At 55.9% G+C, this 13,185-nt stretch carries 10 protein-coding genes and 1 tRNA gene; 6 read left to right on the forward strand and 5 right to left on the reverse strand.

The genetic code is table 11. From position 1 onward, the window contains the following. Positions 1-23 precede the first annotated feature (23 nt). The gene (locus AC07OG_RS23460; protein ID WP_495068219.1) at positions 24-701 is read left to right on the forward strand and encodes a peptidase M41; all 678 of its coding nucleotides are present in this window, start codon (positions 24-26) and stop codon (positions 699-701) included. A 276-nt stretch (positions 702-977) separates the two neighbouring features. On the opposite strand, the gene lptF is transcribed toward AC07OG_RS23460, so the two are convergent. Together lptF and AC07OG_RS23470 are read right to left on the reverse strand one after the other, a co-directional pair. Further along, positions 978-1,766, reverse strand: coding sequence for a lipotoxin F family OmpA-related lipoprotein LptF (gene lptF / locus AC07OG_RS23465; RefSeq protein ID WP_495068220.1), 789 nt, complete (start codon positions 1,764-1,766; stop codon positions 978-980). A 54-nt stretch (positions 1,767-1,820) separates the two neighbouring features. Next, the gene (locus AC07OG_RS23470; protein WP_495068245.1) at positions 1,821-2,234 is read right to left on the reverse strand and encodes a DUF4398 domain-containing protein; all 414 of its coding nucleotides are present in this window, start codon (positions 2,232-2,234) and stop codon (positions 1,821-1,823) included. A gap of 379 nt (positions 2,235-2,613) precedes the next feature. Here AC07OG_RS23470 and AC07OG_RS23475 point away from each other — a divergent pair, with 379 nt between their 5' ends. The 5 genes from AC07OG_RS23475 to AC07OG_RS23495 all read left to right on the forward strand — a co-directional run bounded on the left by AC07OG_RS23475 (position 2,614) and on the right by AC07OG_RS23495 (position 7,149). Then, positions 2,614-3,495 (forward strand): polysaccharide lyase family 20 protein, encoded by an 882-nt coding sequence (locus AC07OG_RS23475; protein WP_495068221.1) that lies wholly within the window; start codon positions 2,614-2,616, stop codon positions 3,493-3,495. A gap of 700 nt (positions 3,496-4,195) precedes the next feature. Continuing rightward, complete coding sequence (locus AC07OG_RS23480) at positions 4,196-4,672, forward strand: hypothetical protein (protein ID WP_495068222.1); 477 nt, start codon at positions 4,196-4,198, stop codon at positions 4,670-4,672. Between the two features lie 184 nt (positions 4,673-4,856). Next, positions 4,857-5,063: a hypothetical protein gene (locus AC07OG_RS23485; RefSeq protein ID WP_495068223.1), complete on the forward strand. Its 207-nt coding sequence runs from the start codon at positions 4,857-4,859 to the stop codon at positions 5,061-5,063. A gap of 280 nt (positions 5,064-5,343) precedes the next feature. Next, positions 5,344-6,351 carry an SEL1-like repeat protein gene (locus AC07OG_RS23490; protein ID WP_495068224.1) on the forward strand — a complete coding sequence of 336 codons (1,008 nt, stop codon included), beginning with the start codon at positions 5,344-5,346 and terminating at the stop codon, positions 6,349-6,351. Between the two features lie 570 nt (positions 6,352-6,921). Then, a complete protein-coding gene (locus tag AC07OG_RS23495) occupies positions 6,922-7,149 on the forward strand; it encodes a hypothetical protein (protein WP_495068225.1) in 228 nt (75 codons plus the stop codon). Between the two features lie 196 nt (positions 7,150-7,345). Here the strand turns inward: AC07OG_RS23495 and AC07OG_RS23500 are convergent. The 3 genes from AC07OG_RS23500 to rpoD all read right to left on the reverse strand — a co-directional run bounded on the left by AC07OG_RS23500 (position 7,346) and on the right by rpoD (position 13,156). Next, a tRNA-Ile gene (locus AC07OG_RS23500) sits at positions 7,346-7,422 on the reverse strand. A 15-nt stretch (positions 7,423-7,437) separates the two neighbouring features. Continuing rightward, the gene (locus tag AC07OG_RS23505) at positions 7,438-11,184 is read right to left on the reverse strand and encodes an EAL domain-containing protein (protein ID WP_495068226.1); all 3,747 of its coding nucleotides are present in this window, start codon (positions 11,182-11,184) and stop codon (positions 7,438-7,440) included. A 124-nt stretch (positions 11,185-11,308) separates the two neighbouring features. Further along, a complete protein-coding gene (rpoD, locus tag AC07OG_RS23510) occupies positions 11,309-13,156 on the reverse strand; it encodes an RNA polymerase sigma factor RpoD (protein ID WP_495068227.1) in 1,848 nt (615 codons plus the stop codon). Between the last annotated feature and the right edge of the window lie 29 nt (positions 13,157-13,185).

The following is a 13,185-nucleotide window of genomic DNA, read 5'->3' on the forward strand; positions in this document are numbered from 1 at the left end:
AACGAGGATCCGAGACAAAGGACATGACGACGAAGCTGCCTGCCGCTGTACGGGACCGTGCATTGCAGATCGCCCATCACGAAATGGGCCACTACGTCGTGGCCCGTGCCTTGGGTTTCGCCACAGGCGGCGTGACCCTGACGGTGACCATGGATTTGCGGCATCAAGGTGGAGCGTCCATCACGTTGACGCGGCCAATCGCTTCGATGGAAGCCATGAAGGAACATCTGGAAGCCCGGATGATGGTGCTCCTGGCTGGGGCAATGGCGCAGACACTCCCTTCAAAACCGTCCGCGAAAGGCGTCGACAAAGTGAAAGCCATCGCCATCCTCAAAGGCGAGCAGGGCGCAGAACAGGACTACGCAAAAGTCAGGGAGCTTCAGCATCTGCTGCGCAACATCGTCTATCCGGATACCGATCCAGCGTCGACTGAGCGCATAGCCGCGCAGCTTAAAGCGATGACTGATCAGGTGTGGCTGCGCACGCAAACAGTCGTCGAGCTGTTGGCCGATACGATTGCCGAATTGGCCGGGGTGCTGGTCGACGGCATGGCTATCGTCGAGCAATGGGGGCGGCCGGCGGATACCTATGAGGTTGTTTACACGGGGCCGATGCTGGAGCGGTTGCGGGTGGTGCAGGCTATTGCTTCGTTGGGTGTCTTGTCTGACGGTGTTGGTGATGTCATTCAGGGCTTGGAATAATGAAGAACCGAAGAAGGCTGGCTCTATCATTCCCACAAAGGGAACGTTCGGTCCCATTTTTGGCGATTACAGGGAACACAATCATGACTCAAACAACGCGTGCACCAGGCACTATCGATCCTCACAATCCAAGTCGTCTCGCCGGCTGCGCTTCACTTCGTTCGCTGTGGTCAGCTTACGGCGGGACTTTCACCAACAAGAATGCGCCCATGCTGGGCGCACATGAAAAAGCCCCGCCTGAGCGATCAGGCGGGGCTTTTGTGTTTCATGTTTTGCTTAGTTCGAGCTAACGGCCGAACGCGGGATCACCGGCTGGTTGTCATTAGAAATGGTCACCTCTACCCGACGGTTCATCGCCCGACCCGACACGCTGGAGTTCTCCGCGACCGGGTAATCCTTGCCATAGCCCTGAGCAACGATGCGCGCGGGATCAACGCCCATCTTCACCAGCGCAGTGCGCACGGAATCGGCGCGACGCTCCGACAACGACTGATTGTAACTTTGGGTGCCGGTGCTGTCGGTGTAACCCTCGACAATCGCTTTGCGATCCGGGTGTTCCGCGAGGAACTGCGCCAGTTTGTTGATGTTCACCAGACCGCTGGATTTTAGGTCAGCCCGGCCTGTGGCAAACAACACATCACCAAAGGTTACTAAGGTTCCGCGATCGGTCTGTTTGGCGTTCAGACTGTTTTGCAACTGCTTGATCTGTGCATCTCGCGCATCCAGACGAGCCTGGGCACGTTGCGCCGCGGCATTGTTCAGGCTGGCTTCAGCGTTGCGCAAGGCGATGGTCTGGTTGGCCACTTCAATACGCTGATTGGTCAGGTAAGCCAATTGATCAACCTTTGCCTGATCCTCCTTGTCCCGGTATGCCGCTTCGGTTTTGTCCAGGTATTCACGGGCATCTTTGGTTTCCAGCGCCGCAACTTTGCTGGCTTGCGGGTTGGCTTGCAAGCCACTGTAGTTGGTACGCGCCTGTTCCAGGTTCGCGTTAGGCGGGGTAGAGCAGGCTGCCAGGGCGACGCTGGCGGCGAGGAGAGCGGGGATCATCACTTGTATACGCATATCAATCGTCCTTTCAATCGGTAAAAACTTCAGGGCTGGGGGCTGGATGCGCGCTTACTGCACGGTGCGCTGACTTTCCTGCCGCAGTTCCTGAATACCTTGCTGAGTATCCTGCAATGTCTGTTGGGCTTTCATCGCCTGAGCCTTATGTTCGGCTACACGAGCGTCCCACTCGGACTGTTCGGCCAGGGTTCGAGCCTCGTCATACTTTTTGTCGTGCATGGCGATTTCGGCTTGTCTGAGTTTGTCTTGCGCAGACTTCATCTCCACTGCCGCAAACTCGGTGCCTCCGGCGCTGACCGCGTCGTTGACAGCTGATTGGGTTACCGCGTATTGCTCGGTCGGCGGGTTGCCGGCACAACCGGCCAGAATAAAACTACTGCCAATTGCCAAGGCAGCCAGCTTCAGGCCACGCCATTGGGGGGACGAGTTATTGGCAGTTACAGTTTTCATGGTCTTCAACTCCATTGGATACTCCTGAAATACTTCAATATCTATCCTGGTCGGGAGCCCTAAGAAAGGAACTGTCGGACCAAGCATGGCATCGCTCTTTTAAAAGACCGAGAATTAAGCCCCCCCCCTACATAAATGGATGTAGGAAATTTCTGAAGAAGACGCAGATCAATTTGTAGGACGTCACCATCACTTTCGTAACGACGGCAGCGGTTGCGCAAAATGCCATCATCCTGAATCGCCCGTTAGGCGCCTATGCGGACGCCGTAGGTCTCGAATGTGCGAGCTCGGGATGCGTGTTGGCTGGATGCTTACTGCGGAAATTGCTAACGTTCAGCCTGAATCAGACTCATCGCCGTCGCATCTTTCCCAAAAATTTTCCAGGACATCCTCCATGCCCTCTTTGCGCCTACTTATCGTTGCCTGCGCAGCCTCCGTCGCGGTGCTTGCCCACGCCATGCCCGCGACGGCCAGCCCGTATGGAAAAAAAAGCAGCCCTGTTTTCGACGAGGGTCAGGTGATCCTGTTCGAGGACGATTTCAGTTCCGGTAAACTAAGCAAGAAGTGGAGGCTGGCCATTAATGACCAGAACAACCACCATGTCCCGGGGCTTGAAACGAAGGACCGGCTGGAGGTAGTGCCCGCGCCCGGCATGCCCAAGGGCGCCAAGGCGTTCCGTGCGGTGGTTCCGCGCGCGCTGGGTTCTTTCCGCTCCGAACTGGCGCTTTCGAGCGAGGAAGGATTTCAGGACCGGTGGTACGCCGCGCGGGTGCAGGTTTCCAAGGACTGGGTCTTCGACACCAACGCAGGGAACGACATCGTTCTGCAGTGGCACGCGGTAATGGGCAAGGAGCGCGTGGGCCGCGATTTCCCGCCGTTGTCCATCTCAGTTAAAAACGATTCATGGAAAATTAGTCGGGCTTTCGGCGCGCCGGCGGATATTCAGACCGACACCAAAACCTTGGAGGAGAAGGTCGAAAAAGGCAAATGGGTCGATTGGGTGCTGCATGTCAAATGGTCCTCGGGGGAGGATGGTTTCCTGGAAATCTGGAAGGACGGCAAAGCCGTTTGGGAAGTCAAAGGCCCCAACACCTATCTGATGCGCGCCCACACGCCGTATTTCAAGACCGGGATCTACCACCCCACATGGAAGGTAAAAGACAAGGAAGGTTTTGATCGCGAGGCCTTGATCATCCCCAGCAAGACCGTTTACATCACCGACATCAAAGTCGGTAGCGTGAGGGCGGATTACAGAATCATGGCGCCGCCGCTCTAAGGGGCGCGGTAGGGATGGCAGTTACCTGCCCCCCGCACGGGTCAGTACGTGCGGAACTACCGCATACGGCTCCTGCCTCGGGTATGTGACGCGAAGCGATCCTCAGGGTAACGATGTGCATTTCTGGGTCTTGCTATGTAGAGATCGGCAAGTCGTCCGTAGCGTGACCATTGAAGCCGATTACGCTGGCTGCGACGTGTAAGGGCTTGCCGCCACAGACGGCATACCGCCAAACGAAAACCACCAAGACGTATCAGGTTTCCCGGCGCTCAGGGTAAAACTCACGCAGCCTTGCAATATCCATTGCCGTTTCGGCATCAGTATCGAGAGCGTGTGACGCTTCACGGCCAGCGCACACGAAGTGAGGTGATGGAGTGAATAGAGCAATCTCAACGCGTGGGTGATCCAAAGCAACAGCTGAGAGGGTCGAACGATTTGTGGACTTTGGCGACGTCACATCCCACGCGATTCTTACCACCGGCAACACATCAGCGGCTTGTTCGAATCAAAGTTTTCTCCCGATCAGAAAAAAAGCGGTACGAGCGCCTCTCCAACATCGAAGCCTCATCAGTTGAGATTGACCTCAGCGAGCTTAATTTGGGCCAGATCAACGATCCATTAGCGTTTGAACGAGCCGTTATGTCCGACCCTACCACCAGGTCATGGATTCGATCGCTTCGGGGAGAAATGCGAATCAAGCATGCTGAAGCTCGGGCACGTTCGCCCTGAATGCACGGACCGCAAGTGCCAGATCATTGAACATAGGGGCGGCATGAGTGGTGACGGTCCGGTGGAGCGCACCTTGGCCTTTTTGGGTGACGCGGACGAATTGCCCCGCGTGGTCTTTGTTCAGCAGATCCTTGATAAATGCGCCGGCATCATCCCTCAAGAGGAGATGAAGAAACCCAGCCGCCAACACGTGGTCCGTGACTTGGACAAGCTGGGTTATCAGGTGGTGTACCCCGAGACCCAACGCGCATGGTTTAGCGAAACGGGTGACCCGGTGACGTTCAAGGCCAAGAGCGGATACCGCCGCCCGGAAGTGTCGGCCGCTGAGGCGAAGAAGGAGTTGGCCGCACTGGCGCGGGCCATTGCCGAAAATAAACCTTATAAATCAAAGGTCGTGAACATATCGGCCGCGGGGCGTGGGACCACTCCGGCCGCGGGTGGCGGCTAGCCTGATCTATGCGATCTACCGCAGACACATCTTCTACGGTAAATACATACAACACATATTCGATCTTTTAATTAAGTTGCAAGATGTGTGTACGGTAGATCGCATAGATCACAACCCCCGCGGCCGGATCGAAACGCCGACACAATCCGCGGCCGGATCGCCGGCACCAACGAGGAAAACAGCGATGAGCGACGACAACGAAGACAACGGCATCGAATGCGACGAGGAAGGGACCATGGGCAAACACTACAAGATGTTTGGCTTTTGCAACGGCCCGCCCTCGATTGGCGATTACGACGTATGGCTCAAGGCGTTGAAGCAGGCCGTGGCCGACGGCAAGCCGCTGGGTGACTCACAGTTCTGGCCGACTGACCCCAACGTGGACGTGTGACCACCACGAGAAGAAAAATCATGAGCGACGAAAACGACATCCACCACGCTTAAGAAGCAGAATTGGATGCCCGCATCGATATGTTCGGATTGTCCCAGCCCACCCTACACTTGTGGTCTAGCTACCTAATGGCGAAATGATAACCTACTATTATGAAAAGCTTGACATGGATCCTGTAGCGTTTAAGCGTGACGTAGTATGTTGCCTAATGGTTGGTTCTGCCCTGTCCCTTCGGACAGTTTGCAACTCAATGAAAAATAAGCCACATAGGGTGAATTTCATGTTTGGATATTTCAAAGGAAAAGTTGATTACACAAAAATCTTTTCAAGCGCCGAAGAAACGTATCGATATTTATATGGAAATAAATCTAAGACAGTAGAAATTCTTGGAGATGAGGCGTTCATTGACGCTTGGCTAAGTAGTCCGAATGTTGCTGTCGTAACTATGGTCATTAGAAATGAGGCGCTAAGAGGGGACATTGCATCCCTAAAGCAGATGATCTGGCTTACTGATCTTTACTTTAAAGATGCTGAAAATTTAACCAGAGATAAGAATCAACAATTTAAGTTAAAGGTAGATTTTCTGAATGATCGCATCAAGTTTTGCGAAAAAGCAATAGCTGCTGGCCTCAAAGACAATTCTTATTCGGCAATGGCTTCTTGCGTGAACCTTTATGAGCTTCTGGCTAAGCAGCAAAAACCCATAGCAGACGCAAGCATGAATAATGCTCTTAATGGAATAGTTAAGTACGCAAGGCTATTCATAGCATCTGGCAATGACGACCCAGAGCTAATAGGGGATGCCAAGAAGGTTTTAAATAGATACGCCATTATTGCTAATCGAGCAAACTCGGTTAATGAATCAATCTCACGCAACAAGGATGTGGCCTTTAAAAAAATCAGTGACATTGAGAATATTATAAATGAACATGGAATGCAGAAGGCTGGAGAAATTATTAAAGAATCGGCTTTAAGTGGGAACTTGCTTTGTCAGATTTTCTTGTCAGGGGCAGGCCTCCAAGTTCCTGAAAAAAATAGAACGCGGGAAATAAATAGTGATATCGAGCTATTTACAAGACTCGCAGCAGAAAGTGGAGACCCTGGGTCGCAGTTTAACTTGGCGCTCTTCTACACAAAAAAAGTTGACACTTCAAAAGGCACTTTTTCCGAGCAAGATATTGATTTTCTTAAAAAAGCTAAGCGCTGGCATGAAAAGGCAATTAGCCAAGGATTTTCCGATTCTATCCAGTCTCTTAGAAATATTAAAGCTGCACTTGGTGAGCCATAATAAACTCCCCTACACGGCCTAGAAGCCAATTCAATTCGACCCGCATTTTGCGGGGTCGAATTGAATTAATCTGTAGCTAAAGCGGCAAATCTCTATAAATATAACGTAATTACCAACACGACACATCCAAAGGCAAAGTCTGTTAGGGCATGACCAGATCACTAATTGAAAAATTTACCGGCCGCCGATAAGCGCGGACATGCTGGATTTACCATAAAGCCCAATTATTCGAACTTTCGCCCGCAGACCCTGATTCGGTCATCGCCGCTGAACAACACCAACGGTGAGATGAGCGCTTGGTTAGAAATTTTTTTGTTTTTTCCTAAAGCCGCTAACTACCCATGAAATTGCCAGCCCTAAAATGAGCAGTGCTACAATTGGTAGTGCGACAATGGCTAAAAAATTTTTAATAAGTTTTTGGCGCTCTTTCGAAACGTAACTCACCGGCTTACCTGAGCACATCGGAGGCGGCTACCCCGTTGAGATCTATCTACCGGCTCCCGGGGGCGCCACATTCACACGTGAACAGCTCAGACGCCAGCCGCCCAACGCCTTGAAAGGAGTTGCGTGATGAAACCGTCACCGTCCATTGAAGAACGAGTAGCGGCGATCTTGGCCGCGGTCGAAGAACTGTGCAGCCGTCGCGCAATCACTGACAAGTTCGATCCGATGGACGCGCCCGGCCAGTGGAAGCCGAAGGATAAGGCGGCATTGACCGGCCGGGCCGCGGCCCTTGCCCGGATCGACGCTGACCACAAACGAATCGAAGGGATCAACTCCCGGTTACCCTCACGCTAACGTCACGCGTGCGTGAGGCTGCAAAAGCCCGCGGCTGGGTTGTGTCCTCTTCCGCGATTCAGCCGTAGGCTTTTCAATCCCCCGGTCTAACTCCTCCGGGGGATTTTTTTGGGGGCGCTGGAAACAAACGGGGTGCTGGATGGGGTGTCGCCAGCCTTTCGGGGAAGTCCAAAACGGCTGAAACCCTTGAGATAGATGGTGGGCCCACACGGACTTGAACCGTGGACCAAAGGATTATGAGTCCTCTGCTCTAACCAACTGAGCTATAGGCCCTCAGTAGGACGCGGATTATAGCGATGGTTTCGCGGCTGTGCCATCCGAAAAAGTGGTTAGGGTTGTACGAAGAAATGTCGCGGCGAATTCGTCGGGTGCAAGGGGTGGGCTGACGATGTAGCCCTGGATTTGTTCGCAGCCTTCGCTGGCGAGGAATTGCTGCTGTGCCTGGGTCTCGACGCCCTCGGCTATCACGGTGAATTGCATGCTGCGTCCGAGTGCGATGATGGCGCGCACTATGGCCGCGTCGTGGGGGTCGTCCGGCAGGCCGCGGACGAACGACTGGTCGATCTTGAGGAAGTCCAGCGGCAGGCGTTTGAGGTAACTCAGGGAGGAGTAACCGGTACCGAAGTCGTCGATGGCCAGTTGCACGCCCAGATACTTGAGTTGATGCAACACCGCCAGTGCCTCTTCGGCCTGGCTCATGATGAAGTTTTCGGTAATCTCCAGTTGCAGAAGTTCGGGGCGCAGGCCGTTGTCCTTGAGTAGTTGCTCGATCCGGCCCAGCAGGTTCGGCTGCCGGAGTTGAGCGCCGGCGAGGTTTACCGACAGTGAGCCCAGGCCTTCGTACTTCAGGCTCCATTCGTGCATCTGGCGGCAGGCGGTTTCGAGTACCCAGTCGCCGATCTGCAGGATCATGCCGTTTTCTTCGGCGAGCGCAATGAAGTGTTCCCGCGGTACGTCGCCAAAGGTCGGGTGACGCCAGCGGATCAGCGCTTCGGCGCCGACCAGGTGGTAGCCGTCGAGGCTGATCTTCGGTTGATAGTGCAGGTGCAATTCGTTGCGTTCGATAGCGCGCCGCAGTTCGTGCTCAAGCGCCACGCGTTCGCTGGCCTGGGCGGTGAGGTCACGGGTATAGCTTTCAACGCGGTTGCGCCCCTTGGCTTTGGAGCGATACATCGCTGCGTCGGCGTTTTTGATCAGTGTGGCGACGTCGCAGCCATCTCTGGGATAGAGGCTGGTGCCTATGCTGGCGCTGATGAAAAACTCGTGTTCGCCGGCCTGGAACGGCGCACCGAAGCAGTTGAGCAGCTTGCTGGCGATGGAGTCGGCATCGCCGGGGTGCAGCAAGCCGGGCAGCAGGATGATGAACTCGTCGCCACCCAGGCGTGCCACGGTATCGATGTCGCGCAGCTGTTCCTTGAGGCGCACGGCAATGCCTTTGAGCAGCAGATCGCCGACCGGGTGGCCGAGGCTGTCGTTGATGTGCTTGAAACGGTCCAGGTCGAGGAACAACACCGCGCCTTGGCCACCGTTTTCCTGCTGGGTGTTGAGCGCGGTCAGCAGCCGGCTTTCGAACAGGGTGCGGTTTGGCAGGCCGGTCAGCGGGTCGTGGTGCGCCTGATAATCGAGTTTGGCCTGGGCGTGTTTGAGGCTGGAGATATCGGCGAATACCGCGACGAAGTGGGTGATGAGCTCGTCTCGGTTGCGCACGGCACTGATGGTCAGCCAGCTCGGATATAGCTCGCCATTCTTGCGCCGGTTGGAAATCTCGCCTTGCCAGTGCCCCTCGGCGGTCAGTTGATGCCACATGGCCGCGTAAAACGCGCTGTCATGCAGCCCCGAGGCGAGCAGGCGGGGCGTGTGGCCCAGGGCTTCGCTCTCGCTATAGCCGGTAATTTCCGTAAACGCGCGATTGACCGCGCTGATGTGTTGTTGGGTGTCGGTGATCAATACGCCTTCGGCGGTACTCTCGAACACGGTAGCGGCCTGTTGCAGTTTTTCCTGCATCAGGTGGCGCTCGGTGATGTCCCGGGCGATGGTCAGCATGCAGTCATCATTGCCAATCGGTAGCGGACGACTTGATACCTCACAGAGACGGATCTGCCCGTCGCTGCGGCGGATATGGCAGCTGAAGTCGCGGACGAAGCCGTCCCGGTGCAGCAGGTCGAGCATCTGTTTGCGTTCGTTGAGGTTGACCCAGATCCCGAGTTCCAGCACCGAGCGATCCACCGACATTGCGCTATTGAACCCGGTGATGCGACTGAAGCCTTCGTTGACCTCCAGCAACAGTCCGTCGCTTTGCCGGGACAGCAGCAAGCCGTCGGGGGAAGCGTGGAAAGCCTTGGCGAACTTTTCTTCGGAGGTTTGCAGTTGCTGCTGGGTTTCCTTGAGTTGCGTGATGTCCCGCACCACCACCACCAATGCGGGAGTCGTGTCGAGGTCGAAAGGTTCGGCGGAAATCAGGCCGGTAAACACCTGGCCGTTGCTGCGACGGAAGGGCATCTCCAGGTTGCGGATGCTGCCGGCCTGTAAACGCTGCAACAAGCCCGGTCCCACGCCGGGTATGCCCCAGATATTCAGGTCGGTGGCAGTCTGGCCGATGACGTCTTCGGCGCGCAGGCCGATCTGTTCTTCGAACGCCTCGTTGACTTCCAGAAGGCAGCCGTCGGACAGGCGGGCGATCACCAGAATGTCCGGGCATTGCTGGAACACCGAGGCAAACTTCTGCTCCGACAGACGCAAGGCTTCTTCGGTGCGCTTGGCTTCGGTGATGTCGATCATCAGCCCGCGCATAACCGGTTCATGTCCGTGTTCGATCAGGCTGACGATGTCGCGCACCCATATGCAACGGCCGTCGGCGGTGATGACCCGGTAATCGAGACTGTGATCGCGTCCGGCAAGTACTTCGTGATCGCAATAGGTCTGGGCGCGGGTCAGATCGGCCGGGTGGATGATGTTGCGCCAGAAGCCCGGAATCAGCCAATGCGACAGGGGGTAGCCGAGAAGATCCTCGGCGTGAGGCGACACGTAGCTGTAGGTGAAATCGTCGATCTTCGCTTCCCAGGCGATGGCTGACAGGCTCTCTACCAGGCCGCGGTAGTGGTATTCGCTACTGCGCAGCTCCTGTTCAAGGTCGACACGGCGGGCGATTTCTGAACTCAAGCGGCGGTTAATGCGGATGACTACCGCCAGGACAATGGACAGCAGCAACAGTCCGGGTATTCCGAACACCAGCAGATTGTTCCAGAAAGTCCGATGATCGAGGACGTTGCCGATCCAATGCTCCTGAATCGAGCTGATTTCATCCGGGCTCATGTCGGCCAGTACTTTGTCGAGAATACCGGCCAGAATTTTGCTGTCCCGGGGGACTCCCATGGCCAGCTGATAGCGATAGGGTGTTTCACCGCTGACGTATAGCCCGTCCAGTTTGAGTTGGCGCAGGCTCCAGACGCTGGAGGCCAGGTCGCCCACCACGGCATCCACTTCATCGGTTGCCAGCGCCTGTAATGCCGAGCTGACGTTGGGCATGCCTACCAGATTGAGGTCGGGGTTATGGGTGCGTAGCAGTTCGTGGGGGGCATAGTTCTCCACCACGGCGACTTTCAGCCCGTACAGGTCTTTTAGCTTGCGTGGCTGTGGGCCTCCGGCGTGAGCCAGGATAACAATCGGAAAGTCCAGGTAGGGGCGGGTGAAGGACAAATACGTCTGGCGTTCCGGAGTCGACATGACGCCTGGCAGCAGGTCGATTTTTCCTTGTTTGGCCTGGTCCAGGACAACTGTCCAGCTGGCGGGCTCGACGGGGGTGAGCTTGATGGCCAGCCGCTGCCGAATCACATCGATATAGTCCGCGGCGAGCCCCTGGTAATGGCCATGATCGTCGCGAAATTCAAAGGGTGGCCAGGACGCATCGACACCCAGGCGCAAGTCCGGATGAGCTGCCAGCCAGCCACGTTCTTCATCAGTCAGTGTCAGCGCGCCAGCCGTTGCGGTCCACGTCATCAGCGACAGCAAAAAAAGCACGGTCGGCAGTCTGGGCATAACGGTCTCGTTATGGCACGGAGGAATGCTTCGAGTGTAGACGGGCTACAAGGTGCAAGGGGAGGTCTTTGGGGGATAAATCTGCACAAAACAAAACCCCCGGCCTGGGCCGGGGGTTCTGGTATCACTCGTCGAGGAAGGAGCGCAGATGCTCGCTTCTCGTCGGGTGGCGCAGCTTGCGCAGCGCCTTGGCTTCGATCTGACGAATCCGTTCACGGGTCACGTCGAATTGTTTACCAACCTCTTCGAGAGTGTGGTCGGTATTCATGTCGATACCGAAGCGCATGCGCAGTACCTTGGCTTCACGGGCAGTGAGGCCGGACAGGACTTCGCGAGTCGCCTCTTTAAGGCTCTCAACAGTGGCAACATCGATTGGCGACTGCATCGTCGAGTCTTCGATGAAGTCACCCAGATGGGAGTCTTCGTCATCACCGATCGGGGTTTCCATGGAGATCGGCTCTTTAGCGATCTTCAATACCTTGCGGATCTTGTCCTCAGGCATTTCCATGCGTTCGCCCAGCTCTTCCGGGGTCGGTTCGCGACCCATTTCCTGCAACATCTGGCGGGAAATACGGTTGAGCTTGTTGATCGTCTCGATCATGTGCACCGGAATACGGATGGTGCGGGCCTGGTCGGCAATCGAGCGAGTGATCGCCTGACGGATCCACCAGGTGGCATAGGTCGAGAATTTGTAGCCGCGGCGGTATTCGAACTTGTCTACCGCTTTCATCAAGCCAATGTTGCCTTCCTGGATCAGGTCGAGGAATTGCAGGCCACGGTTGGTGTACTTCTTGGCGATGGAGATCACCAGACGCAAGTTCGCTTCAACCATTTCTTTCTTCGCGCGGCGGGCCTTGGCCTCACCGATCGACATGCGACGGTTGATGTCCTTGATCTCGGCGATGGTCAAACCGGTTTCGGTTTCCAGCGCGGTCAGCTTCTGCTGGCAACGGATGATATCCGGCTGCAGACGGCCAATGGCTTCAGCGTATTTGCTTTTGCCTTTGGCCAGGGCGTCGCTCCAGCTTTCGTCGACTTCGTTGCCCGGGAACTGGCGCAGGAAATCGGCGCGCGGCATACGTGCATCACGTACGCAAAGCTGCATGATCGCGCGCTCTTGCTGACGCAGGCGATCCAAGGCACTACGAACACGCTCGACCAAGCCTTCGAATTGCTTCGGCACCAGCTTGATCGGCATGAACAGCTCAGCCAGGGCCAACAGCTCGGCAATGGTTGCCTTGTTGTTGCGACCGTGCTTTTTTAGCGCCTTGCGGGTGATTTCCATTTGATCGGCAACAGCACCAAAGCGCTGTGCAGCGATAACCGGATCCGGACCGCTTTCGGCTTCTTCCTCGTCATCCGAGGCTTCTGCGTCATCGTCGTCGGTCTCGTCGTCGGCCTTGGCGGCTTTCGCATCGATCGGCGGCGGCACTTCTGCTGCAGGCGGCGCAATACCGTCGTCCGGGTCGATATAACCGCTCAGGACGTCGGACAGGCGACCACCTTCGGTGGTGACGCGGGTGTACTCGGAGAGAATATGGTCAACCGTGCCAGGGAAGTGCGCGATTGCGCTCATCACTTCACGGATGCCCTCTTCAATACGTTTGGCGATTTCGATTTCGCCTTCACGCGTGAGGAGTTCGACCGTACCCATTTCGCGCATGTACATGCGCACCGGGTCGGTAGTACGACCAATGTCGGTCTCGACCGCCGCCAATGCAGCGGCAGCCTCTTCGGCTGCGGCTTCGTCGGTATCGGCGTCGGCCAGCATAAGGGAATCCTTATCTGGCGCAACCTCGAATACGTTGATCCCCATGTCATTGATCATGCGGATGATGTCTTCCACCTGTTCCGGATCTGAAATATCCTCCGGCAGGTGGTCGTTGACCTCCGCGTAAGTCAGGTAGCCCTGCTCACGACCAAGTGTGATCAACTCTTTGATACGAGACTGCTGTTGCGCTTTTCCGGACATAACACCCTATCCACTGAAGGTCTTGGCGG

The sequence above is a fragment of the Pseudomonas sp. GW821-FHT09H03 genome (assembly GCF_059415945.1).

What these genes read in the sequence shown, in the direction of transcription:
- AC07OG_RS23460 (WP_495068219.1), top strand. Translation starts at nt 24, where the DNA reads ATGACGACGAAGCTGCCTGCCGCTGTACGGGACCGTGCATTGCAGATC.
- lptF (WP_495068220.1), bottom strand. Translation starts at nt 1,766, where the DNA reads ATGCGTATACAAGTGATGATCCCCGCTCTCCTCGCCGCCAGCGTCGCC.
- AC07OG_RS23470 (WP_495068245.1), bottom strand. Translation starts at nt 2,234, where the DNA reads ATGGAGTTGAAGACCATGAAAACTGTAACTGCCAATAACTCGTCCCCC.
- AC07OG_RS23475 (WP_495068221.1), top strand. Translation starts at nt 2,614, where the DNA reads ATGCCCTCTTTGCGCCTACTTATCGTTGCCTGCGCAGCCTCCGTCGCG.
- AC07OG_RS23480 (WP_495068222.1), top strand. Translation starts at nt 4,196, where the DNA reads ATGCTGAAGCTCGGGCACGTTCGCCCTGAATGCACGGACCGCAAGTGC.
- AC07OG_RS23485 (WP_495068223.1), top strand. Translation starts at nt 4,857, where the DNA reads ATGAGCGACGACAACGAAGACAACGGCATCGAATGCGACGAGGAAGGG.
- AC07OG_RS23490 (WP_495068224.1), top strand. Translation starts at nt 5,344, where the DNA reads ATGTTTGGATATTTCAAAGGAAAAGTTGATTACACAAAAATCTTTTCA.
- AC07OG_RS23495 (WP_495068225.1), top strand. Translation starts at nt 6,922, where the DNA reads ATGAAACCGTCACCGTCCATTGAAGAACGAGTAGCGGCGATCTTGGCC.
- AC07OG_RS23505 (WP_495068226.1), bottom strand. Translation starts at nt 11,184, where the DNA reads ATGCCCAGACTGCCGACCGTGCTTTTTTTGCTGTCGCTGATGACGTGG.
- rpoD (WP_495068227.1), bottom strand. Translation starts at nt 13,156, where the DNA reads ATGTCCGGAAAAGCGCAACAGCAGTCTCGTATCAAAGAGTTGATCACA.